We start from the raw sequence: 17,309 nt of genomic DNA on the forward strand, positions 1-17,309 counted from the left end.
GGGCCCGGCCCGAGTTGCACCGACGTCCACGAGAGCGAGACCCGGTCACCTCAGCCTGACTGCTGCAGCGGTCCTGACCGCCTGCTCCTCCGCCGGATCGTCCCGCAGGCGGACCAACCGCTCCCGCACCTGCGGCAGTTCGGGGGCCGCGGCGATCCCCAGCAGCCGGGACTCCTCCTCACAGTCCCACAGCGACTCGACGAGCAGCTCGTCCACCCCGGGCAAGTCGATCGCCGCCAGCGCCTTCAGGTAGGCGGGACGCTCGTAGGAGTGCGGTGTCTCCAGCCAGTAGCGGCGCAGCAGCGGCTCGGCCTGGGCCGCCTCCGGGCCGAACCGGGCCAGCCCGGCCGCAAGCGTGTCGGGGCCGCACCAGCAGTGCACTTCCCACTGGGCGGCGAGTTCACCGAGCAACACGGGCAGGTCGCGCGACTCTCCATGGGCGGCCAGCACCTCGATACCGAGCCAGGATAGCCACGCCTGCTCGTCCACCGCCCACTCCCGCGCGGCCGGCACCACCTGCGCGCCCAGCCTCCCGACCGCAGGTGAGAGCGAGGGCAGTTGGCGCGTCCCGTCCTTGACGCCCAATGACGGGATCAGCGCGATCAGCGCCGGCTCCTCCGGGCGCCGTGCCAACTCCTGCAGCACACTGACCTTCACACCGTCTGCCACGCCGGGATCGGCAAGAGCAGCGATGAGCCGGTCGCTGCCGACCGCCTGCTGAGGTCCGGCCGGTCGCCGCCCGATCGGGCCGGCGCCGGACCGGAGTTGCCAACGCACCCAGGGCTCCCCACTCCACAGGTCCTCGTCGCCGACCAGCCGCCCCTTGGCCACCGCCGCCAGATCGTCCCACCACTCGACCGGCCAACTCCCTGCGACCGACTCGAGCACATCCACCCAGTGCTCGCCCCGCCGGACGTACTCCCGCAGCGCCTCCCTGGCCTCCCCCACTCCGGCCAGCGCGAGCAGTTCCAACACCCGGACAGCCCGCTCGCAGCTGTCCTCATCAGCCCCGAACAACGCAATCACTGGGCTCAGCGGAAGCGCCAACTCCCTTATCAGCCAGGCCAGATAGCAATGCCGCCCGTCCACCTGCCGATCCCACCGCCAGTCCCGCCGCACGCACCCGTACACCAGCTCAGCCGCTGCCCCCGGATCCTCCGACGCCCGCATCGCACCCAGCCCGCGCCCACGCTGCAGCAACCCTGCCAGCGTCCCGACCGGCGCGTAGCCCTCATCATTCGGCGCATCACTCATCAGCGCGGAGCATGCCCGAGCAGCAGCGCCTCCGCCAGCCGCTATCGGAACCGCGCCCAACTCAGCCCTCGTCCACCGGCGCGCCGTACCGCGCCAGCACCTCAGGGGTCGTCGCCTTGCTGAGCAGGCGCAACTCCCACGGCCCGGTGTTCACGTCGAACTCCTTGCCGAACCCGACCCATTTCCCGGCCATTCGCCGCCCGGTCGGATCCATCAGGAACTGGATCGCACCGTGGTACCGCGCCCCGTGGTAGTAGCCCTGGGGCTCCGTCTCCTCCACCCAGGTCCCGGTGACGACGTTCCGATCGATGGTCAGGTCGATGGTCAGCCGCGAGTCGGGCTCGCCCGAGGCGCTCAACGAACGCCCCTGCAAGCGGTTGCCGTTCTGCGTGAGCAGAACGTGGTGCTGTCCCGTGAACGTCTGCTCGCGACTGCTGCTGTAGAACTCGTAGCGGCTCAACCAGACCCCGGAGTGCTCCTCGGACGCCGGCCGCCCGGCACCTTGGGGCTCGACTTCACCGGTGGCGCGCATGTCGTGACCTCCCTGCCCGTCGACTGACACTCGCTCAGGCAGTTCCGGGACATCGAAGCCGAGCTGACCGGCCGACCTCCCGGTGACCGCCTCCAGCGACCTGAGATAGACGGGCCGCGGTGTCTGGGACTCGCCGGACTCCCAGCGCTGAACCAACCGCTTGCTCGCGTCGTTCGGATCGCCGAGCTCGTCCCCGACCTGCCGGAGACGCCTGGCGAACTCGTCCTGGCTGAGGCGCATCGCAAGTCGTACGTTCCTCAGCGCCTCGTTGGGAGTCGTCATCTCTCCACCATAGGGCCAACCCGCCGCCAATGACGTCGAAATGACGCCTTGCCATGACGGCCGAACAACACCTCTCCGCCGTCGCAACGCCCGGCCCGCCAGATCACCATGAGTAGCACCTTGACTACACATCAGCACCGAAGGGCCTGGCGGTGAAGACGATCGAACAGCAGCGCGCGGAGCGCCTCGCCATGGCACAGCGAACCGACGATCCGCTGGCGGACTACGACCCTGCCTGGTTCTCCCGCGTGTCGCTCCGCAAGCCCGCCGGGTGGCCACCCTGCACTTGCAGCGCGGCGATCTGCCCGGACCGGGACCCCAGCGAGTGAACGCCAACTGTGCCACGCCCGATGGCGACCCGTCACCGGCCGCCGAGTGCACCGAATGCGCCCGACTGCGCGAGCAGACCCGGGCAGCCTACCTCTGCGGCGACGCCTCACGCCTGGCCGACCTCCGAACGATGAGCCGCCTGCACCGGGAATGGCACATCACCCGCACGTCAGGTCAGCCTGAGAGGTCAACTCCCACCCGCCCGAGGCAAGCGGCGGCCCGGAGTCGTGCTCCGGACCGCCGCCGCTGAAGCCACCTGCGCAGGGATCAGTACTGCGTGCTGATGGTCACGCCGCTGAAGTCGGTCTGGGCATAGAGGCTGATGTAGCGGTAGCCGGCCGTCGAGTTGGTGACGGTCAGGGTCTGGCTGGTGCCGCTGTTGAGCGAGCCGTTGGTGTAGGCGCTCATCGTGGCCCAGGCGTTGGGGTTGTAGAGGAGGTAGGCCGTCCCGGTGCCGCCGGTGCTGCGGACGGTCAGCGTGGTCGTGCCGGCGGGCAGGTAGATGTAGTAGTAGTCCAGGTTGTCCACGGTCGCGGACTGGTTGGCCCGGTAGCAGTTCTGCGCCAGCACGCGGGTGTCGGTCGCGGTGCAGGCCGTGGTGCCGCCGCCACCGCCACTGCCGCTGACGGTCACGGACTGGGTGATGGCCGCGGTCTTGCCGTTGCCGTCGGTGACGGTCAGGCTGACGTTGTAGGTGCCGGCCGCGGCGTAGGTGTGCGACGGGCTGGCGGTGGTGGCGGTGGAGCCGTCGCCGAAGTTCCAGGCCCAGGAGGCGATGCTGCCGCCGGACTCGGTCGAGTGGTCGGTGAACTGCACGCTCAGGCCGGCGGGGGCGGCGTCGAACGCGGCGGTCGGGGTGCCGCCCACCGAACAGGCGCCGGCGGCGCAGGCGTCCAGCCAGGTGTTGAAGTCGGCGTCGTACGCGGTGCCGATCGAGTTGTAGACCGCGTAACCGCCGGTGTAGTCACCGGTGCGGAAGTGGCTCAGCATGCTGGCGATGACGTCCGGGTGCTTCTCGACCATGTACCGGACGGCCAGGTAGCCCCACGGGTAGGTGCGGGTCGAGTCACTGTTCTCGTAGGTGTTCTGGAACAGCGTGCTCAGCGCGTAGGTGTGCTTGGGTGCCTCGGCCATCGCGCCGGTGTCGGTCACGTTCCGGTAGGTGTACGAGACGTACTCGGCCACGCCCTCGATCCACCACACGTCCGGGACGGCGATCTGCTGCGTGAAGTCGCCCTTCATGTCGTAGCGGCCGTCGAGGGCGTGGGTGTACTCGTGGTTGAGGTTCCAGATGCCAGCCGTGAAGCCGTCGTTGCCGTTCTGGTAGGTGAGCGAGATCGGCTGGTTGGTGGTGCTGGTCGGGTCGCCGATCAGGGTTATGCCGCCGTTGTTGGTGCTCACCCCGTAGATGCCGCCGGCGTAGGTCTGGTAGTCCTGCGGGCTGGCGAAGACCACCATCTGCAGCGAGGACTCGTACTGGCCCGGGATCGGGCCGTTGTCCTTGACCAGATTGTGGACGAACGGGTCCTGGCCTTGCAGGCTCGCGCAGACCGCGGACAGGTCGGCCGCGGTCAGGCTCTGCGCCAGGATGCTGTGCGTGGCGTCGCAGGTGTGACTGACCGGCAGCGCCGCTGTCCTGAGCTGCTGCGACAGGTTGCAGACGCCGTAGTAGGAGCAGTTGGACTGGTCGTAGTAACTGGCCATGCCGGCCACGCCGACCCAGAGCGGGGCGGTCGGGCCGGTGATCGACGAGGCGTCGAGCAGGCCCTTGATCAGTGGCTTGACCGTGGCCGCCAGCGCCGAGTGCTCGATGAACCGGGACGTCTCCAGCCCGGCGTTGGAGTCCAGGAAGGAGTTGGTGGTGCCCAGCAGGGCCTTGTGGTTGAGCGCGAAGCTGTCGAGCGTGGTGATGATGCTCGGGTCGGCGGTGACCGCGGCGACGTAGGCCGGGTTCTGGTGGCCGCGGAAGAGCGGGGTGTACACCGAGTTGACGAAGTTCACCATGTACCAGGACGCGTCGTACGCGCTGGTGTAGCCGTTCAGCACCTGCTTGTACGTGTTGAGGTACCGGGCCTGCAGGTTGGCGCTGTCGGAGAGGATCATGGCCTCGCCGGCGACCTCGCCGTTGCCGTCACTGACGTCGTTCAGGTGCGGGCTGGCGACGACGGTGTCGAGGGCGGCCTGCACCGCGCTGGTCAGCGAGGCGTCGTAACTGCCGACGTCGGTGGGGTCGTTGTACTGGACGTAGTACCCGCCCTGGAGGAAGTACCCCAGCTGCCACAGGCCGGTCGAGTCGTCACCGGCATAGGAGGCCGCGGCGCTCCGGTACCCGTTGGCGACGGCGGTCATCTGGCTCTCCTTGAACACCCCGGTGGCATTGCCGCCGGTGACGGTGAAGAGCGAGCTGATGCAGTCGATGGTCGAGCCCTGGATGTAGGAGACCAGGGCCGACCCGGTCCGACCGGAGAAGTCGGCCGGGGTGCAGGAGGTGGCGGCATTGGCCGCCCGGCCGGCCGCGTTGGTGCCGGCGAGCCTGGGCGCGGGTGCCTTGGGGGTGGCGGACCGCGGGGAGCGCGGGGGCAGTTGGGCCGGGGCGAGCCGGCCGTTCTGCACGGCGTCCTGGTCGTCGGTGCTTGCGAGGCTGCCGGTCGGCGACACCAGGCCGTGGTGGGGGTTCACGGCCTGGCTGACCTGCTGAGCGGGCTTCACCGTCGCGGCGGCGAAGCTCGGGGTGGCGGCAAAGCCGGCGACAGCCGTACTCGCGGCGGCGAGCACGGCCATGATTCTGGGCAGCCCGAATGGCTGACGCATCATCACTCCTTGGTGGGGGACCAGTGGATGCGCCTCGGATGTAGCGCGTGGAGGCGTGTCAGGCACCGTCGCACGCGCCGTGAGCCAGATCAATGAGATGTGACATACCACATGTCGGATCACGGTCATACCATCGGCCGTGGCCCGGGCCCTGACCGTCCGGCTGGTCCGGTCGGGAGCTACCGGGCTCGGGCGGCCTGGGTCCGGGGGTCGGCGCTCCGGCCGCACAGCTCCTGGTAGGCGGCGGACGCGGCGCTGAACAGGGCCTGCGCGAGCTCCTCGTCGACGGCGCCGCGCCGCCAGACCAGGACGTACCGGCACCACAGTGGCGTGCCGGTCAGCGGTTTCAGCAGGACGCCGGGGATCGGTCGCGTGGTGGCCTGCACCAGCGCGACTCCCAGATCCTCCGCGATCATGTGCTGCAACTGCAGCGGATCCCCGAGGAACTCGTGCACGGCGGGCGGGGTGAAACCGGCCTCCGCACACGCCGCGTAGAAGACACCGGGCCAGCCCGCACCGTCGTCGGGGGTCAGGAACCAGGCGTCCTGGGCGAGCTCGCCCAGCGCGATGTCGGCGCGGTGCCGCAGGCGGTGCCGCGCCGACAGGGCGAGGATGGACGGCTCCGTGGCGATTCCGCGCACCGCGACGGCCTCGGAGTGCCGAAGCTCCAGCCCCGGGTAGTCCACCGCGATTCCGGCCTCCAGCTCGCCCTGCTCCAGCAGTTCGACGATCGCCGAGGAGGCGTAGACGCTGCGCAGCCGGAGGGTGCTGCCGGGCAGTCGGCTGTGCAGCCGGGCCACCATACCGGGCAGCACGGGCGAGTTGGTGACGGCCAGCCGCAGGACGCGTGGTGGGCGGGACTCGGTCTCGGCCGATCGGTGCCCGATCCCCTCCATCCGTGCCAGGACGTCACGGGACTGGGCGATCACCTCGGCGCCGTTGGCGGTCGGTTCGGTCCCGGACCGGGTCCGGACGAACAGCGTCACGCCGAAGTGCTGCTCGATCCTCAGCAGTTGACGGCTCAGCGCGGACTGCGAGCACCCCAGCACCGCCGCGGCCCGACCGAGACTGCCGGCGTCGGCTATCGCGCATACCGCACGCAGGTGCCGAAGCTCCAGTTTCATCCGCCTGTCCCCCCGATTCCCCGCCCGGCCTGGTGTGCTGGCGCTGCCGCCGACGGGGCCATCATTACCGCTCCCGTCGCCGCCCCGGCAACCCCGCCATCGTCCCAGCCGCCGCCAGCACGCTGAAGCTCACCGCCAGCATCCAGTCCCCCGCCCGCTGGTACGGCGTGCTCCCCGACACCAGCGGCACGTCCACCGCGAACGCGCCCCGGTACCCGGCCCCGTGCCAGGCCAGCACCCGCCCGTGCGCGTCGAACGCCGCGCTGTCGCCCGTCAACGACACCTGCACGGCCGGGCGGCCCGTCTCCATCGCCCGCACCGCCGCCAGCGAGGCGTGCTGCGGCTGCGCCCAACTGCCCTGGAACGTCGAGGTGGCCGCCTGGTACACCAACAGCTGGGCCCCGTCAGCGACTTCGGTGCGCGCCATATCGGGGAACGCCGACTCGAAGCAGATCAGCGGCCCGATCGCCACCGGCCCGCTGTGCATCACCGTGGTCCGCTCGCCACGCAGCACGTTGGTCGGGGCAGCCTTGCTGACGCTGGTCGCCCAGCCGAGCATGGAGCGCAGCGGGATGTACTCGCCGAACGGGACCAGCCGGATCTTGTCGTACGTCCCCAACACCCCGCTCCCGCCGATCAGCAGCGACTGCTTGTAGAACCCGGTGCCGTCGGCCGTCGGCGCGTTCCCGTTGACCAGCAGGTCGGTGCCCAGCTGCCCGGCGAAGGCGGCCAGCGACGCGTTCGACGATCCGCCGCTGTTCACGTCGTCGCCCAGGCTGCTCTCCCCCCACACCACCAACCCCGGATGCTGCGACGCCAGTTGGGCCGTCTCGAGCTCCTCGGACGCCTGCTGCTCGGCCGGCGTGCCGAGCACCCCGGGCTGCACCAGCCCCACCCGCACGCTCCCCGTCACCGGCAGCGCGGGCCGTACCGCCGCCCATACCGGGCCGACCGCCAGACACCCGCCCACCGCCACCAATCCCACCACCCGCAACCGAAACTGACGGACCGTCAGAAGCATCACCAGCGCCGTGTTCACCACCATCACCAGGAACCCGGTCAGCCACACCCCGCCCAGCGAGGCCGTCGACAGCAGCTGCGGCTGGTTCCACTGGGTCGCCCCGAGCAACGCCCACGGCCCGCCCAGGCTCTGCCAGGACCGCACCCCCTCCGCGCACACCCACGCGCTCGGCACCACCACCAGCGCGACCGCCAGCCGCCGACCGCCCACCGGCGGCGCCAGCAACCGGTGCACCGCCCACCCCCAGGGCAGCCAGAGCGCGCCCATCAGCAGCGCCAGCAGTCCGAGCGCCGGCCCGACGTCCGGCAGCAGCCAGTACTGGGTGGCCGCCTCGAACCCGGCCATCCCCCACCAGGCCCGCACCACGCCCTCGCGCCGGGTCGGCCCCGCCCGCACCACCAGCATCAGCGGCACCAGCGCGAACCAGGCCAGCCACCACCAGGCGGGCGCCGGGAACGCCAGCACCGGGACGGCCCCGACCGCGAAGGCCAGGCAGCGGCCCTTGTACCGGCCGGGCAGCCGGGCCCGGTGGCGGTGCGGCCGCCAGCCGCGATCCGCCGCCGACAGCACCACCCACCCGAGGGTGAACGCGGCGGCCACCCACCACAGCAGCGCGCGCTCGTGCCCGGTCCGCCACCAGGGCACCATCAGCAGGCCCGCCAGCACGAACGCGACGTTGTAGGCCATGTCGTAGAGCGCGAAGACCCGCCCCCGCGAGCGGTCCGGGGTCGCGCCGCCGAGCAACGCGTCCGTGCAGACCTTCAGCACCTGGAACGCGAAGGCCGCCACCCCGAGGCAGGGCACCAGGACCCAGATCGACGGGTCCAGACCGCCCACGTACGCGGCGGCCGCGGCCGGCAGGAAGGAGGCGGGAACGAGTGCCCGGGCGCCGTAGCGGGCGGCGAGTGGGGTGGCCGCCGCGCTGGCTGCGAAGGTGGCCACGCCGGTGGCGGCGATCGCGATGCCGTAGCCCGAGGCCTTCAGCCGGTACTGCGAGTCCGCGACCAGCACCAGCACCACGAACCCGGCGCCGAGCAGCAGCCGGTGCACGGCCACGGCGAGCAGCGGGCGCCGGATCGCGGTGGTCCGCGCGACCAGCCGGGCCCCGTCCCCGAGGTCGACGGCGACCTGCCGCACCCCGGGCAGGACGAGGTGCCCGGGACTGCCGCCCAGGTAGGGCAGGCGCGTGAAGACGCCCGCCGCCCCGGCGTACAGCACCCCTGCCGCCAGGAACCCGGCCGCCGTCGACCAGCCGACGAACTGCGAACCGCCCACCGCCCCGAGGAACGCCGCCGCCGACCCGACCAGCGCGGAGAACGCGTTGGCCGGCACCAGCCGCTCCCGTGGGACGGTGCGTGGCAGCGCGGCACCCTTGGCGGTCAGCACCAGACGGGAGGAGGAGAGCAGCAGCAGGACCGCCACGTACGCGGGCACCGTCCACCGCTCGGTGACGATCACCGCCCCGGCCAGCACCAGTACCGCCCGCAGCCAGGACACCAGCACCAGCACCCGGCGCCGGTCGAAGCGGTCGAGCAGCACCCCGGCGAACGGGCCGAGCAGGCTGAACGGGAGCAGCGTCACGGCCAGCACGACCGCGATCCGGCCCGGCGTGGCTCCGCGCCCCACGTCGAAGAGGACGAACTGGGCGAACGCGATCTGCGCCAGCCCGTCGGCGCCCTGCCCCAGGCACTGGCCACCGACCAGTCCGCGCAGCGGGCCGCGCAGGTCCTGCCGCAGGGAGCGCGGCCCCGGCGGCCCGGCCGCCGCTGCCGGCACCGGGCCGCCGGAGAGGTCCGTCCGCTCGCTCATCTGCGGCCCGTCATCCCGGGTCCCCGACCCTCAGTAGTCCGGGTAGGCGGGTCTGCGGTTCACGTCCCCGATGTCACCGTCCGCCTGGGCACGCAACTGCTGCGCCAGCGCCCGCAGTGCGCGGGAGGCCGCCAGCTCCTCGCCGAGCCGGTAGACGGGGCGGTCGGCGGTGTTCCGCTGCGCCTGGCCGTAGCCGTGCGCAGCGGGGGCCCGATCGCCGACCAGCCGGGCCTGGCAGGCCGTGGTCGTGCCGTCCTCCTCGAAGCTGAGCTCGACGTCCCACTGGTTGTCCAGCCGGTAGTTCCGCATGCCGCACCTCCAGGCCGCTTCACCGACCAGCCTGCGCCGACCGACCGGCCACGGCAACGCACGGCCGGTTCGCCAATGCACGGCCCGGTTCACCGCAGCGAGCCTCAGCTCAGCCCCGTGCCCTCCTGACCATCCGCACCATCCGCCTGCGGCACCGGAGCCTGCTGCGGTGCCACGACCCGCCCCGCCGCGCCACCCTGCGCCTGGGTCGAGCGCCTCAGCACGTCCAGGATCGCCAGCCCCTGCCCCACGATCCCGGCGGTGACCTGGCTGACGCCTTCGCTGCCGTTGAGGATGGTCAGGTTCGACCCGGCGATGCCCTGCGACGCCGCGTCCACCAGGGCCGGCAGGTTCTCCACCACCCGGCTGGCCGCGATCAGCTCCTGCGCCCCACCGCGCAGCGACTCGGCGCGGGCCGCGTTCGCGGCGGCCTGGGCCTCGGCGAGGGTCCGCTCGGCATAGGCGTCCCCATCGGCCTGCACCCGCACGGCCTGCGCCTCGGCGGTGGCCAGCGTGGTGCGCCGGTAGGCCTCGCCCTCGGCCTGGAACTTGGCCATGTCGCGCTCGGCCTCGGCGATCGCGCGCTGGCGGTAGGCCTCGGCGTCGGCGGGGCGGCGGACCTCGGCCTCCAGGCGCTGGGCCGCGAGCTCGACGTGCCGCTGGGCCAGCGCCGTCTGCTCCTCGATCACCTGCTGCGTGGCCTTCGCCTGGGCGAGCGGTCCGGCCTGCGCGGCGTGCGCGTTGGCCTGCTCGGTCTCGGCGACGAAACCGGCCCGCTTGATCGCGGTGTCGCGCTCGTACTCGGCCTTGAGCGCGAGCGCCTCCTGCTCCCGCTGGGCGGCCTCCTGGTCGGCCTTGGCCTGCGCGATCCGGGCCTGGCTGGCGACGGCGGCGGCATGCGGGGCGGCCAGGTTGGTGATGTAGCCGGTGGCGTCCTCGATCTCCTGGATCTGCAGGGCGTCGACCACGATGCCCAGCTTCTCCATCTCGTTGTGGCTGCCGGCCTTGACCTCCTGGGCGACCCGGTCGCGCTCGCGGATGATCTGCTCCACCGTCAACCCACCGACGATGGACCGCAGATGGCCCGCGAAGATCCGGCCGACCAGCTCCTCCATCCGCTCCTGCTCGGCCAGGAACCGGCGGGCCGCGTTGGCGATCGAGACGAAGTCGTCGCCGACCTTGAAGACGGTGACCGCGCGCACGGTCAGCCGGATGCCCTGCTGGGTGACGCAGTCCTCGGCGATCTCCGCCTCGCGCAGCGCCAGCGACAGCTTCCTGGCCTTCTGCTTGACCGGCATCACGAAACTGCCGTGGCCGGTGACGATCCGGAACTGGGTGGCCTGAGCCTGGCGCTTGGAGCCGGAGATCAGCAGCGCCTCGTTCGGCGCGGGAACCTGCCAGAACAACATCGCGTCCTCCTTGGGAGCGATCGAGCGAGCTAGGTGTGGGGGAACGGAACGACCAGCACGGAACGGGCCGATATCCGCTCCACGACCATGACCTGGGTGTTGCGTGCGATCGGCACGTCGGCCCAGGCCGCGAACGCCTCGCTCCCGCCGCGCACCGGCAACAGCACCTCGCCGGCACCGTCCGGCGGGATCGACACGGTGACCCAGCCGACGGCGCCGACCGGACTCTCCTCGGCCTCTTCCGGCTCCGCCATCAGCCTCACCCGCTCTCCGGCCCCGGCCTCGCCATTCGCACCACCGCGGTGCCCACCGCTGCTGTCCAATCTAACGAGCGGAGCGACCGTTGGGACCGCTCGCCGCGCTTGACCCACCCGATGGACCCCACCGCGCGGCTCGCCGAGGCCGTTCGGCGCCCCGTGACACGCTGGCCGGCGGGAATCCGCACGAGTCCGCGCCCGTCCGTCCACCCCATGGAGGTTGCCCATGAGCACCGTCAAGCCCATCCCGGACAACTACCCCCGCGTGTCGCCCTACCTCTTCATCAGCGGCGCGGCCGCCGCGATCGACTTCTACACCTCGGTGCTCGGCGCCGAGCAGCGCGGCGACCGGATGCTCGGCCCGGACGGCCGGATCGGCCACGCCGAACTGAGCATCGGCGACTCGGTGATCATGCTGGCCGACGAGAACCCGGAGATCGGCGTGCGCAGCCCGAAGACGGTCGGCGGCTCGCCGGTGCTGCTGAGTGTCTACGTGGCGGATGTGGACGCCGTCTGGGCCAAGGCGATCGCGGCCGGCGCGGTGGAACTGCGGCCGCTCGCCAACCAGTTCTACGGCGACCGGACCGGCACCTTCGAGGACCCGTTCGGCCACCGCTGGAGCGTGGCCAGCCACGTCGAGGACGTCCCGCCGGCCGAGATGGCGGCCCGGGCCAAGGCCGTGATGGGCGGCAACTGACGCCCGCGGCGATGACGCCCCAACCAGGGACACCCGAGCCCAGCGCCGCGCGCCCGTACATGCCGGGCTACGGCATCCGGCCCGCCGACCAGGGCACCGGCCTGCTGCCCTGGTCCTGGGCCGAGCGCAGGCTGACCGGCTCGCACGACTACTGGCTCTGCACGGTCCGCCCGGACGGCCGACCGCACACCATGCCGGTCTGGGGCGTCTGGCTGACCGGCGCGCTCTGGTTCAGCAGCAGCCGCCGGTCCCGCAAGTACCGCAACCTGGCCGCCCACCCCGACTGCGCGATCAGCACCGACGACCCGCACCAGCCCGTCGTGCTGGACGGCCGCGCCGAGGTGCTGGCGGGGCAGGCGGAGATCGCCGCCTTCCTGGCCGCCCTCAACGCGAAGTACGACACCGCCTACGGCCCGGACTTCCTCGACCCCGCGGTCAACGCCACCTTCCGGGTCCGGCCCGACTCCGTCTTCGGCCTGACCGACGCCGACTTCACCGGCTCCCCGACCCGCTGGACCTTCGGCCGGGCCAGCCGCTGAACGCTCGGCCGGCCCGAACGCTCAGGCCCGCCCGGACCCGCTCAACCCTGCCGGACGCTCAACTCGCCCGGCCGGCCCGCCCCGCGACCGCCGTGCGCGCGATCTGCGACAGCTTCGCCACCTCGAACGCGCTGTACACGCCGCCGGCCAGCAACGAGAACTTCAGGCCCTCCCGCCCGCCCGGGCGCCGGTAGCCCTCCGGCTGGTAGCGCTGGTAGTGCTCGGCGGCCCGGTGGAAGAACCGCGGGCGGGCCGCCCGGCTGACGCAGCCCGCGAGGTCGAAGACGAAGAGGTAGTGCCGGACCATTCTGGTGAACAGGTACGGTCTCAGCGATTCGCTGCCTTCCACCGCCTCCAGCGCCTCGAAACTCCGCTCGTACTGGTCGAACAGATCGAAGGTGCTGCTGCCGGGCGATCCGGCCGGGTGCACCGTGTGCCGCCGGCGCAACTGCACCAGTTCCTGCGGCAGCACGGCGATCCGCTCCGCCGCCAGCAGCGCCTGGTGCGCCACCGGCACCTCCTCGTACTGCCCCTCGGGAAAGGCCAGGCCCGCCGGAAACGCCAGGCCCGCGCCCTGCCAGACCCGTCGGCTGATCAGCCGGTCCCAGACGTGGGCCGGCGCCCCGAACAGCTCCGGGTGTTCGGACAGCGCGAACACCGAGTCGCCGATCCCGGCCAGCAGATCGGCCGCCGCCCCCGGCCAGATCCGCCCAGCGTGCAGCCGGGTGTGCCCGAAGAGCACCAGATCGGGGTGCTCTGCCGCGCCGACCCGCTCGGCCAGCGCCAGCAACGCCCCGGGGGCCAGCAGATGGTCGCTGTCCAGGAAGAGCAGGTAACGCCCCTCGGCCCGCTCCGCCCCCGCGTTCCGGGCGCGGCCGACCCCCACCGCCGCGTTCAGCCGCAGCACCGACACCCGCCCGTCCCGCGCGGGGTACGGCAACTCGGCGGCGCCGTCCGGCGACGGGTCGGTGACCACGATGACCTCGAAGCCGCCGAAGGACTGGTCGAGAATCGAATCCAGGCAGCTCGCGAGCTGTTCCCGCTGGTCATGGGCGGGCAGGACGATGGAGATGAGCGGTGCGGGCATGCGGCAGAAGGTAGGCCGATGTCCGGAACGCAGCAAGGCCCATCGAGTGAGGAATCGGGCATATGTGACGTTCCGTCGACATGCTCACCACACCCTCACGCGCCCGCCGGGTGACGGGCACAGTCGACGGACCGTCAGGCGGCTGCGGCGCTCCGTGACAGGCCCTGGCGACCATCGGCCGGCAGGTCCAGGACCCGCCCCGCCCTGAAATATTTCTTCGCCGCGCGCACCGGACCGTCCGATTTATCGGCATACCCCGATCGCCCGGGAATTCCTTTTCCGCTTTTCCCGCAAGGGTCGACCCGCAGTACAGTGACGGGAATTCCAGCACCGTCCGCTGTGTGGACACCAGAGCAATTTCCCCGCCCTTTCCGCGACAATTCCTCCGCCCACCCCGCCGGCCGAACAGGACCTCACCCGTGACCACCACCCCTGCCTTCGACGGACCGCAGCTGGCCCGGATCGCCGAGGAGTACGGCACCCCGGCCTGGGTCTACGACGCCGCGCACATCCGCGCCCAGATCGCCCGGCTGCGCAGCTTCGACGTGATCCGCTTCGCGCAGAAGGCCTGCTCCAACACGCACATCCTGCGGCTGATGCGCGCCGAGGGCGTGCTGGTGGACGCGGTCTCGCAGGGCGAGCTGGAGCGGGCACTGACCGCCGGGTACCAGGTCGACGGCCCGAACGAGCCGGTGGTCTTCACCGCCGACCTGCTGGACCGCGCCACGCTGCGCCGGGTGGTCGAGCTTGGCGTGCCGGTCAACGCCGGCTCGCCGCAGATGCTCGACCAGGTGGGCAGCGCCAGCCCCGGGCACCCGGTGTGGATCCGGATCAACCCCGGCTTCGGGCACGGCCACAGCCGCAAGACCAACACCGGCGGCGAGCACAGCAAGCACGGCATCTGGCACGAGCACCTGGCCGACAGCCTCGAGTTGGTCGACCGGCACGGGCTGGACCTGATCGGCCTGCACATGCACATCGGCTCGGGGGTCGACTACGGCCACCTGGAGGCGGTCTGCGAGACGATGGTCAAGCAGGTCAGGCTCTCGGGGCGGGACGTGCGGGCCATCTCGGCGGGCGGCGGCCTCTCGGTGCCCTACACGCCGGGGCAGCCGGAGGTGGACACCGAGCGGTACTTCCGGATCTGGGACGCCGCCCGGCAGGAGCTGGCGGCCGAACTCGGCCACCCGGTGCGGCTGGAGATCGAGCCCGGCCGCTTCCTGGTGGCGGGCGCCGGGGTGCTGGTCAGCGAGGTGCGGGCGCAGAAGCCGGTCGGCAGCAACCACTTCGTGCTGGTCGACGCGGGTTTCAACGACCTGATGCGGCCCGCGATGTACGGCAGCAGCCACCGCGTCTCGGTGCTCGCGCCGAGCGGCCGGCCGCGCCCGGAGCCGGTGTTGGACACTGTGCTGGCCGGTCCGCTCTGCGAGTCGGGCGACGTCTTCACCCAGCTCGAAGGCGGCGAGGTGGAGCCGGTGCCGCTGCCGCGCGCGGAGATCGGCGACCTGGTGGTCTTCCACGACACCGGGGCCTACGGCGCCAGCATGTCCTCCACCTACAACTCGCGCCCGCTGATCCCCGAGGTCCTGGTCGAGGACGGCACGCCCCGGCTGATCCGCCGCCGCCAGAGCGTTGCCGAACTGCTCGCCCTGGAGACCGGCCTGAGCGTCTGAGGGTCCACCGGCCGGTTCGTCGACCGACCTTCGCGTGAGAGTCAGTCAACTGAGCCTGCCCTAACCTCAGTAGCCTCAATTAAAACTATGATCTCAAATTGATATAGTCTCCCGCCAAGCGCCCAGGGGGAGGACCTGGCACAGCCAGAGCTTGGTGGTCACCGCATGACGTTCGACGGCAACGGCCTTACGGGGGACGGCAGTCCGGACCAAGGAGGCTACTCGCCCTACGGCGGTTTCCCGGCGCACGCCACCCCGGTCGAGCCCGCGGAGAGCGCCGCGGCCGCCCCGGGCTCCACCGGCCAGCACAGCACCGCTCCCACCGGCGGCCGGGCCGCCGCCCGCAAGGCCGCCAGGTCGGGCAACGGGCGCCGGGCGGCCGGTCAGCCGACGGACGGCGCCGCCGAGGCCGCCGCGCAGCCGGGCGGGCGGGCCGCCGCCCGGGGCCGTGGCGCCGGCAAGCTCAGCAAGGCCGCCAAGCGCAAACGGATCCTCAAGTACGGCGCGGCCGGCGTGGGTTTCCTGGTGGTGGCCTCGGTCGGTGGTGGCTACCTGTACATCCAGCAGCTCAACTCCAACATCCGCAAGGGCGATCTGAACAACGGCGGCGCCGCGCTCGCCCCGCCCTCCAAGCCGAACGCGGCGGGCCAGACCCCGCTCAACATCCTGATGATCGGCTCCGACGGCCGGACCAGCGCCGCGGACTGCAAACTCGGCGGTTCCTGCGACGGCAGCGCCCCGCACGCGGACGTCGAGATGCTGGTCCACCTGTCGGCGGACCGCAGCAACGCCTCCATCATGAGCATCCCGCGCGACACCCAGGCCGCCATCCCCACCTGCACCAACCCGACCACCAAGGCCGTGCTGAAGGCCCGGCACTCGATCATCACCGACAGCCTCAACGTCGGTGACCCGGGCTGCGTGGTGGACACCTGGGAGCAGCTCACCAAGATCCACATCGACCACTACATGATGGTCGACTTCGCGGGCGTGGTGAACATGGCCGACGCCATCGGCGGCGTGTCCGTGTGCACCAAAGAGAACGTGATGGACTTCCAACCCTCGACGGACGCCCAGGGCGTGCACCACGAGATCGGGTCGCACCTGGTGCTGCCGGCCGGCACCCACTCGATCCAGGGCGAGCAGGCGCTGGAGTGGCTGCGCACCCGGCACGCCTTCGGGGACGGCACCGACATCGGCCGCGCCCAGGCCCAGCACCTCTACATCAACTCGATGATCCGCTCGTTCAAGTCGGCCAAGACCCTCGCCGACCCGCTGAAGCTCAACGACCTCGCGCAGGCCGCCACCAAGGCGCTCCAGGTCGACACCGGCCTCGGCACGGTGGACGCGCTGGCCTCGCTGGCACTGGAACTCAACAAGGTGCCCACCGCCCGGATCACCACGGTGACCATGCCGTGGGCCTACCAGAAGGACCCGGGCAACCCGAGCGCCGACCTCGTGGAGACGACGCCCGACTCGGCCAAGCTGTTCCAGATGATCGCGGCCGATGTCGCGCTCGACCGCAACGCCCCGCCGACCGGCCCCGCGCCGAGCGACCCCGCCGCCGCGAGCAGCGCCCCGGCGAGCAGCGCGCCCGCCGCGCCGCCGGTGGACAAGGCCGCCGTGCGGATCGACGTGCAGAACGGCAGCGGCGGCACCGGTCGCAGCACGGCGGTCACCGACGCGCTCACCGCGCAGGGCTACACGCACGCCACCCGGGACACCACCCTGCCGCCCAAGTCCCCGACCAAGCTGCTCTATCCGGCCGCCCAGCAGGCGCAGGCGAAGGCGGTGGCCGCCTCGCTCGGCCTGCCCGACAGCGCGCTGAGCGAGTCCACCGTCTCAGCGACCCACCTCACCCTGGTGGTGGGCACCGACTGGACCACCGGCACCAGCTTCCCGGGCGGCACCGCCGCCGGCGCGGCGAGCCAGGCTGCCGCTCCGGTGCCCACCGCGCTGCCCACCACCGCGCAGTCGCAGAACGCGCAGGACGACGCCAACCAGTGCATGGACGTCAACCCGGCCCCGTACAGCTCGTTCAAGGACGGCCAGAACCACTACATCTACAGCTGGACGGGCCCGAACACGCCGAACGTGCCGCAGCCCTGAACCGCCGACGTCCGCGGCCGAGCCGCCCGTAATAACGGTTCGGGCGGCTTTCGCCGGGCCGATAGA

At 71.7% G+C, this 17,309-nt stretch carries 14 protein-coding genes; 5 read left to right on the forward strand and 9 right to left on the reverse strand.

All coding sequences use genetic code 11. The features are described from left to right. Window positions 1-45 precede the first annotated feature (45 nt). A complete protein-coding gene (locus ABH937_RS00850; protein ID WP_370216779.1) occupies window positions 46-1,017 on the reverse strand; it encodes a hypothetical protein in 972 nt (323 codons plus the stop codon). 298 nt (window positions 1,018-1,315) lie between these two features. Then, on the reverse strand, window positions 1,316-2,068 hold the full coding sequence (locus ABH937_RS00855; protein ID WP_370216780.1) for a helix-turn-helix domain-containing protein: 753 nt from the start codon (window positions 2,066-2,068) through the stop codon (window positions 1,316-1,318). Between the two features lie 152 nt (window positions 2,069-2,220). On the opposite strand from ABH937_RS00855, the gene ABH937_RS00860 reads away from it, so the two are divergent. Continuing rightward, on the forward strand, window positions 2,221-2,397 hold the full coding sequence (locus ABH937_RS00860) for a hypothetical protein (protein ID WP_370216782.1): 177 nt from the start codon (window positions 2,221-2,223) through the stop codon (window positions 2,395-2,397). A 268-nt stretch (window positions 2,398-2,665) separates the two neighbouring features. Here ABH937_RS00860 and ABH937_RS00865 read toward each other — a convergent pair whose 3' ends face one another. The 6 genes from ABH937_RS00865 to ABH937_RS00890 all read right to left on the reverse strand — a co-directional run bounded on the left by ABH937_RS00865 (window position 2,666) and on the right by ABH937_RS00890 (window position 11,135). Further along, on the reverse strand, window positions 2,666-5,212 hold the full coding sequence (locus ABH937_RS00865; RefSeq protein WP_370216783.1) for a collagenase: 2,547 nt from the start codon (window positions 5,210-5,212) through the stop codon (window positions 2,666-2,668). A 176-nt stretch (window positions 5,213-5,388) separates the two neighbouring features. Continuing rightward, window positions 5,389-6,333, reverse strand: coding sequence for a LysR family transcriptional regulator (locus tag ABH937_RS00870; protein ID WP_280689120.1), 945 nt, complete (start codon window positions 6,331-6,333; stop codon window positions 5,389-5,391). 64 nt (window positions 6,334-6,397) lie between these two features. Next, window positions 6,398-9,163, reverse strand: a complete 2,766-nt coding sequence (gene lnt, locus ABH937_RS00875) for an apolipoprotein N-acyltransferase (protein WP_370216785.1) — start codon at window positions 9,161-9,163, stop codon at window positions 6,398-6,400. A 30-nt stretch (window positions 9,164-9,193) separates the two neighbouring features. Further along, window positions 9,194-9,472, reverse strand: a complete 279-nt coding sequence (locus ABH937_RS00880) for a dsRBD fold-containing protein (RefSeq protein WP_280689122.1) — start codon at window positions 9,470-9,472, stop codon at window positions 9,194-9,196. Between the two features lie 104 nt (window positions 9,473-9,576). Continuing rightward, window positions 9,577-10,881 (reverse strand): flotillin family protein, encoded by a 1,305-nt coding sequence (locus tag ABH937_RS00885; RefSeq protein ID WP_280689123.1) that lies wholly within the window; start codon window positions 10,879-10,881, stop codon window positions 9,577-9,579. 29 nt (window positions 10,882-10,910) lie between these two features. Then, complete coding sequence (locus ABH937_RS00890; RefSeq protein WP_370216786.1) at window positions 10,911-11,135, reverse strand: hypothetical protein; 225 nt, start codon at window positions 11,133-11,135, stop codon at window positions 10,911-10,913. 229 nt (window positions 11,136-11,364) lie between these two features. Between ABH937_RS00890 and ABH937_RS00895 the strand changes: the two genes are divergently transcribed. Together ABH937_RS00895 and ABH937_RS00900 are read left to right on the forward strand one after the other, a co-directional pair. Beyond that, window positions 11,365-11,835, forward strand: a complete 471-nt coding sequence (locus ABH937_RS00895) for a VOC family protein (RefSeq protein WP_280689125.1) — start codon at window positions 11,365-11,367, stop codon at window positions 11,833-11,835. A gap of 11 nt (window positions 11,836-11,846) precedes the next feature. Further along, window positions 11,847-12,374 (forward strand): pyridoxamine 5'-phosphate oxidase family protein, encoded by a 528-nt coding sequence (locus ABH937_RS00900; protein WP_370216788.1) that lies wholly within the window; start codon window positions 11,847-11,849, stop codon window positions 12,372-12,374. Window positions 12,375-12,432: 58 nt separating this feature from the next. Here ABH937_RS00900 and ABH937_RS00905 read toward each other — a convergent pair whose 3' ends face one another. Continuing rightward, the gene (locus tag ABH937_RS00905; RefSeq protein ID WP_370216789.1) at window positions 12,433-13,461 is read right to left on the reverse strand and encodes a glycosyltransferase family 2 protein; all 1,029 of its coding nucleotides are present in this window, start codon (window positions 13,459-13,461) and stop codon (window positions 12,433-12,435) included. A 419-nt stretch (window positions 13,462-13,880) separates the two neighbouring features. Between ABH937_RS00905 and lysA the strand changes: the two genes are divergently transcribed. Both lysA and ABH937_RS00915 read left to right on the forward strand, forming a co-directional pair. Next, window positions 13,881-15,134, forward strand: a complete 1,254-nt coding sequence (lysA, locus tag ABH937_RS00910) for a diaminopimelate decarboxylase (protein ID WP_370216790.1) — start codon at window positions 13,881-13,883, stop codon at window positions 15,132-15,134. Window positions 15,135-15,299: 165 nt separating this feature from the next. Continuing rightward, a complete protein-coding gene (locus ABH937_RS00915) occupies window positions 15,300-17,243 on the forward strand; it encodes an LCP family protein (protein ID WP_370216791.1) in 1,944 nt (647 codons plus the stop codon). Window positions 17,244-17,309: the final 66 nt, after the last annotated feature.

This window comes from Kitasatospora sp. GAS1066B, from assembly GCF_041262605.1.
In the GTDB taxonomy this organism is placed as follows: domain Bacteria; phylum Actinomycetota; class Actinomycetes; order Streptomycetales; family Streptomycetaceae; genus Kitasatospora.

Coding starts and splice junctions, on each gene's coding strand:
- ABH937_RS00870 (WP_280689120.1), bottom strand. CDS start 6,333: ATGAAACTGGAGCTTCGGCACCTGCGTGCGGTATGCGCGATAGCCGAC.
- ABH937_RS00890 (WP_370216786.1), bottom strand. CDS start 11,135: ATGGCGGAGCCGGAAGAGGCCGAGGAGAGTCCGGTCGGCGCCGTCGGC.
- ABH937_RS00905 (WP_370216789.1), bottom strand. CDS start 13,461: ATGCCCGCACCGCTCATCTCCATCGTCCTGCCCGCCCATGACCAGCGG.
- ABH937_RS00915 (WP_370216791.1), top strand. CDS start 15,300: ATGACGTTCGACGGCAACGGCCTTACGGGGGACGGCAGTCCGGACCAA.
- lnt (WP_370216785.1), bottom strand. CDS start 9,163: ATGAGCGAGCGGACGGACCTCTCCGGCGGCCCGGTGCCGGCAGCGGCG.
- ABH937_RS00900 (WP_370216788.1), top strand. CDS start 11,847: ATGACGCCCCAACCAGGGACACCCGAGCCCAGCGCCGCGCGCCCGTAC.
- ABH937_RS00880 (WP_280689122.1), bottom strand. CDS start 9,472: ATGCGGAACTACCGGCTGGACAACCAGTGGGACGTCGAGCTCAGCTTC.
- ABH937_RS00855 (WP_370216780.1), bottom strand. CDS start 2,068: ATGACGACTCCCAACGAGGCGCTGAGGAACGTACGACTTGCGATGCGC.
- ABH937_RS00885 (WP_280689123.1), bottom strand. CDS start 10,881: ATGTTGTTCTGGCAGGTTCCCGCGCCGAACGAGGCGCTGCTGATCTCC.
- ABH937_RS00865 (WP_370216783.1), bottom strand. CDS start 5,212: ATGATGCGTCAGCCATTCGGGCTGCCCAGAATCATGGCCGTGCTCGCC.
- ABH937_RS00895 (WP_280689125.1), top strand. CDS start 11,365: ATGAGCACCGTCAAGCCCATCCCGGACAACTACCCCCGCGTGTCGCCC.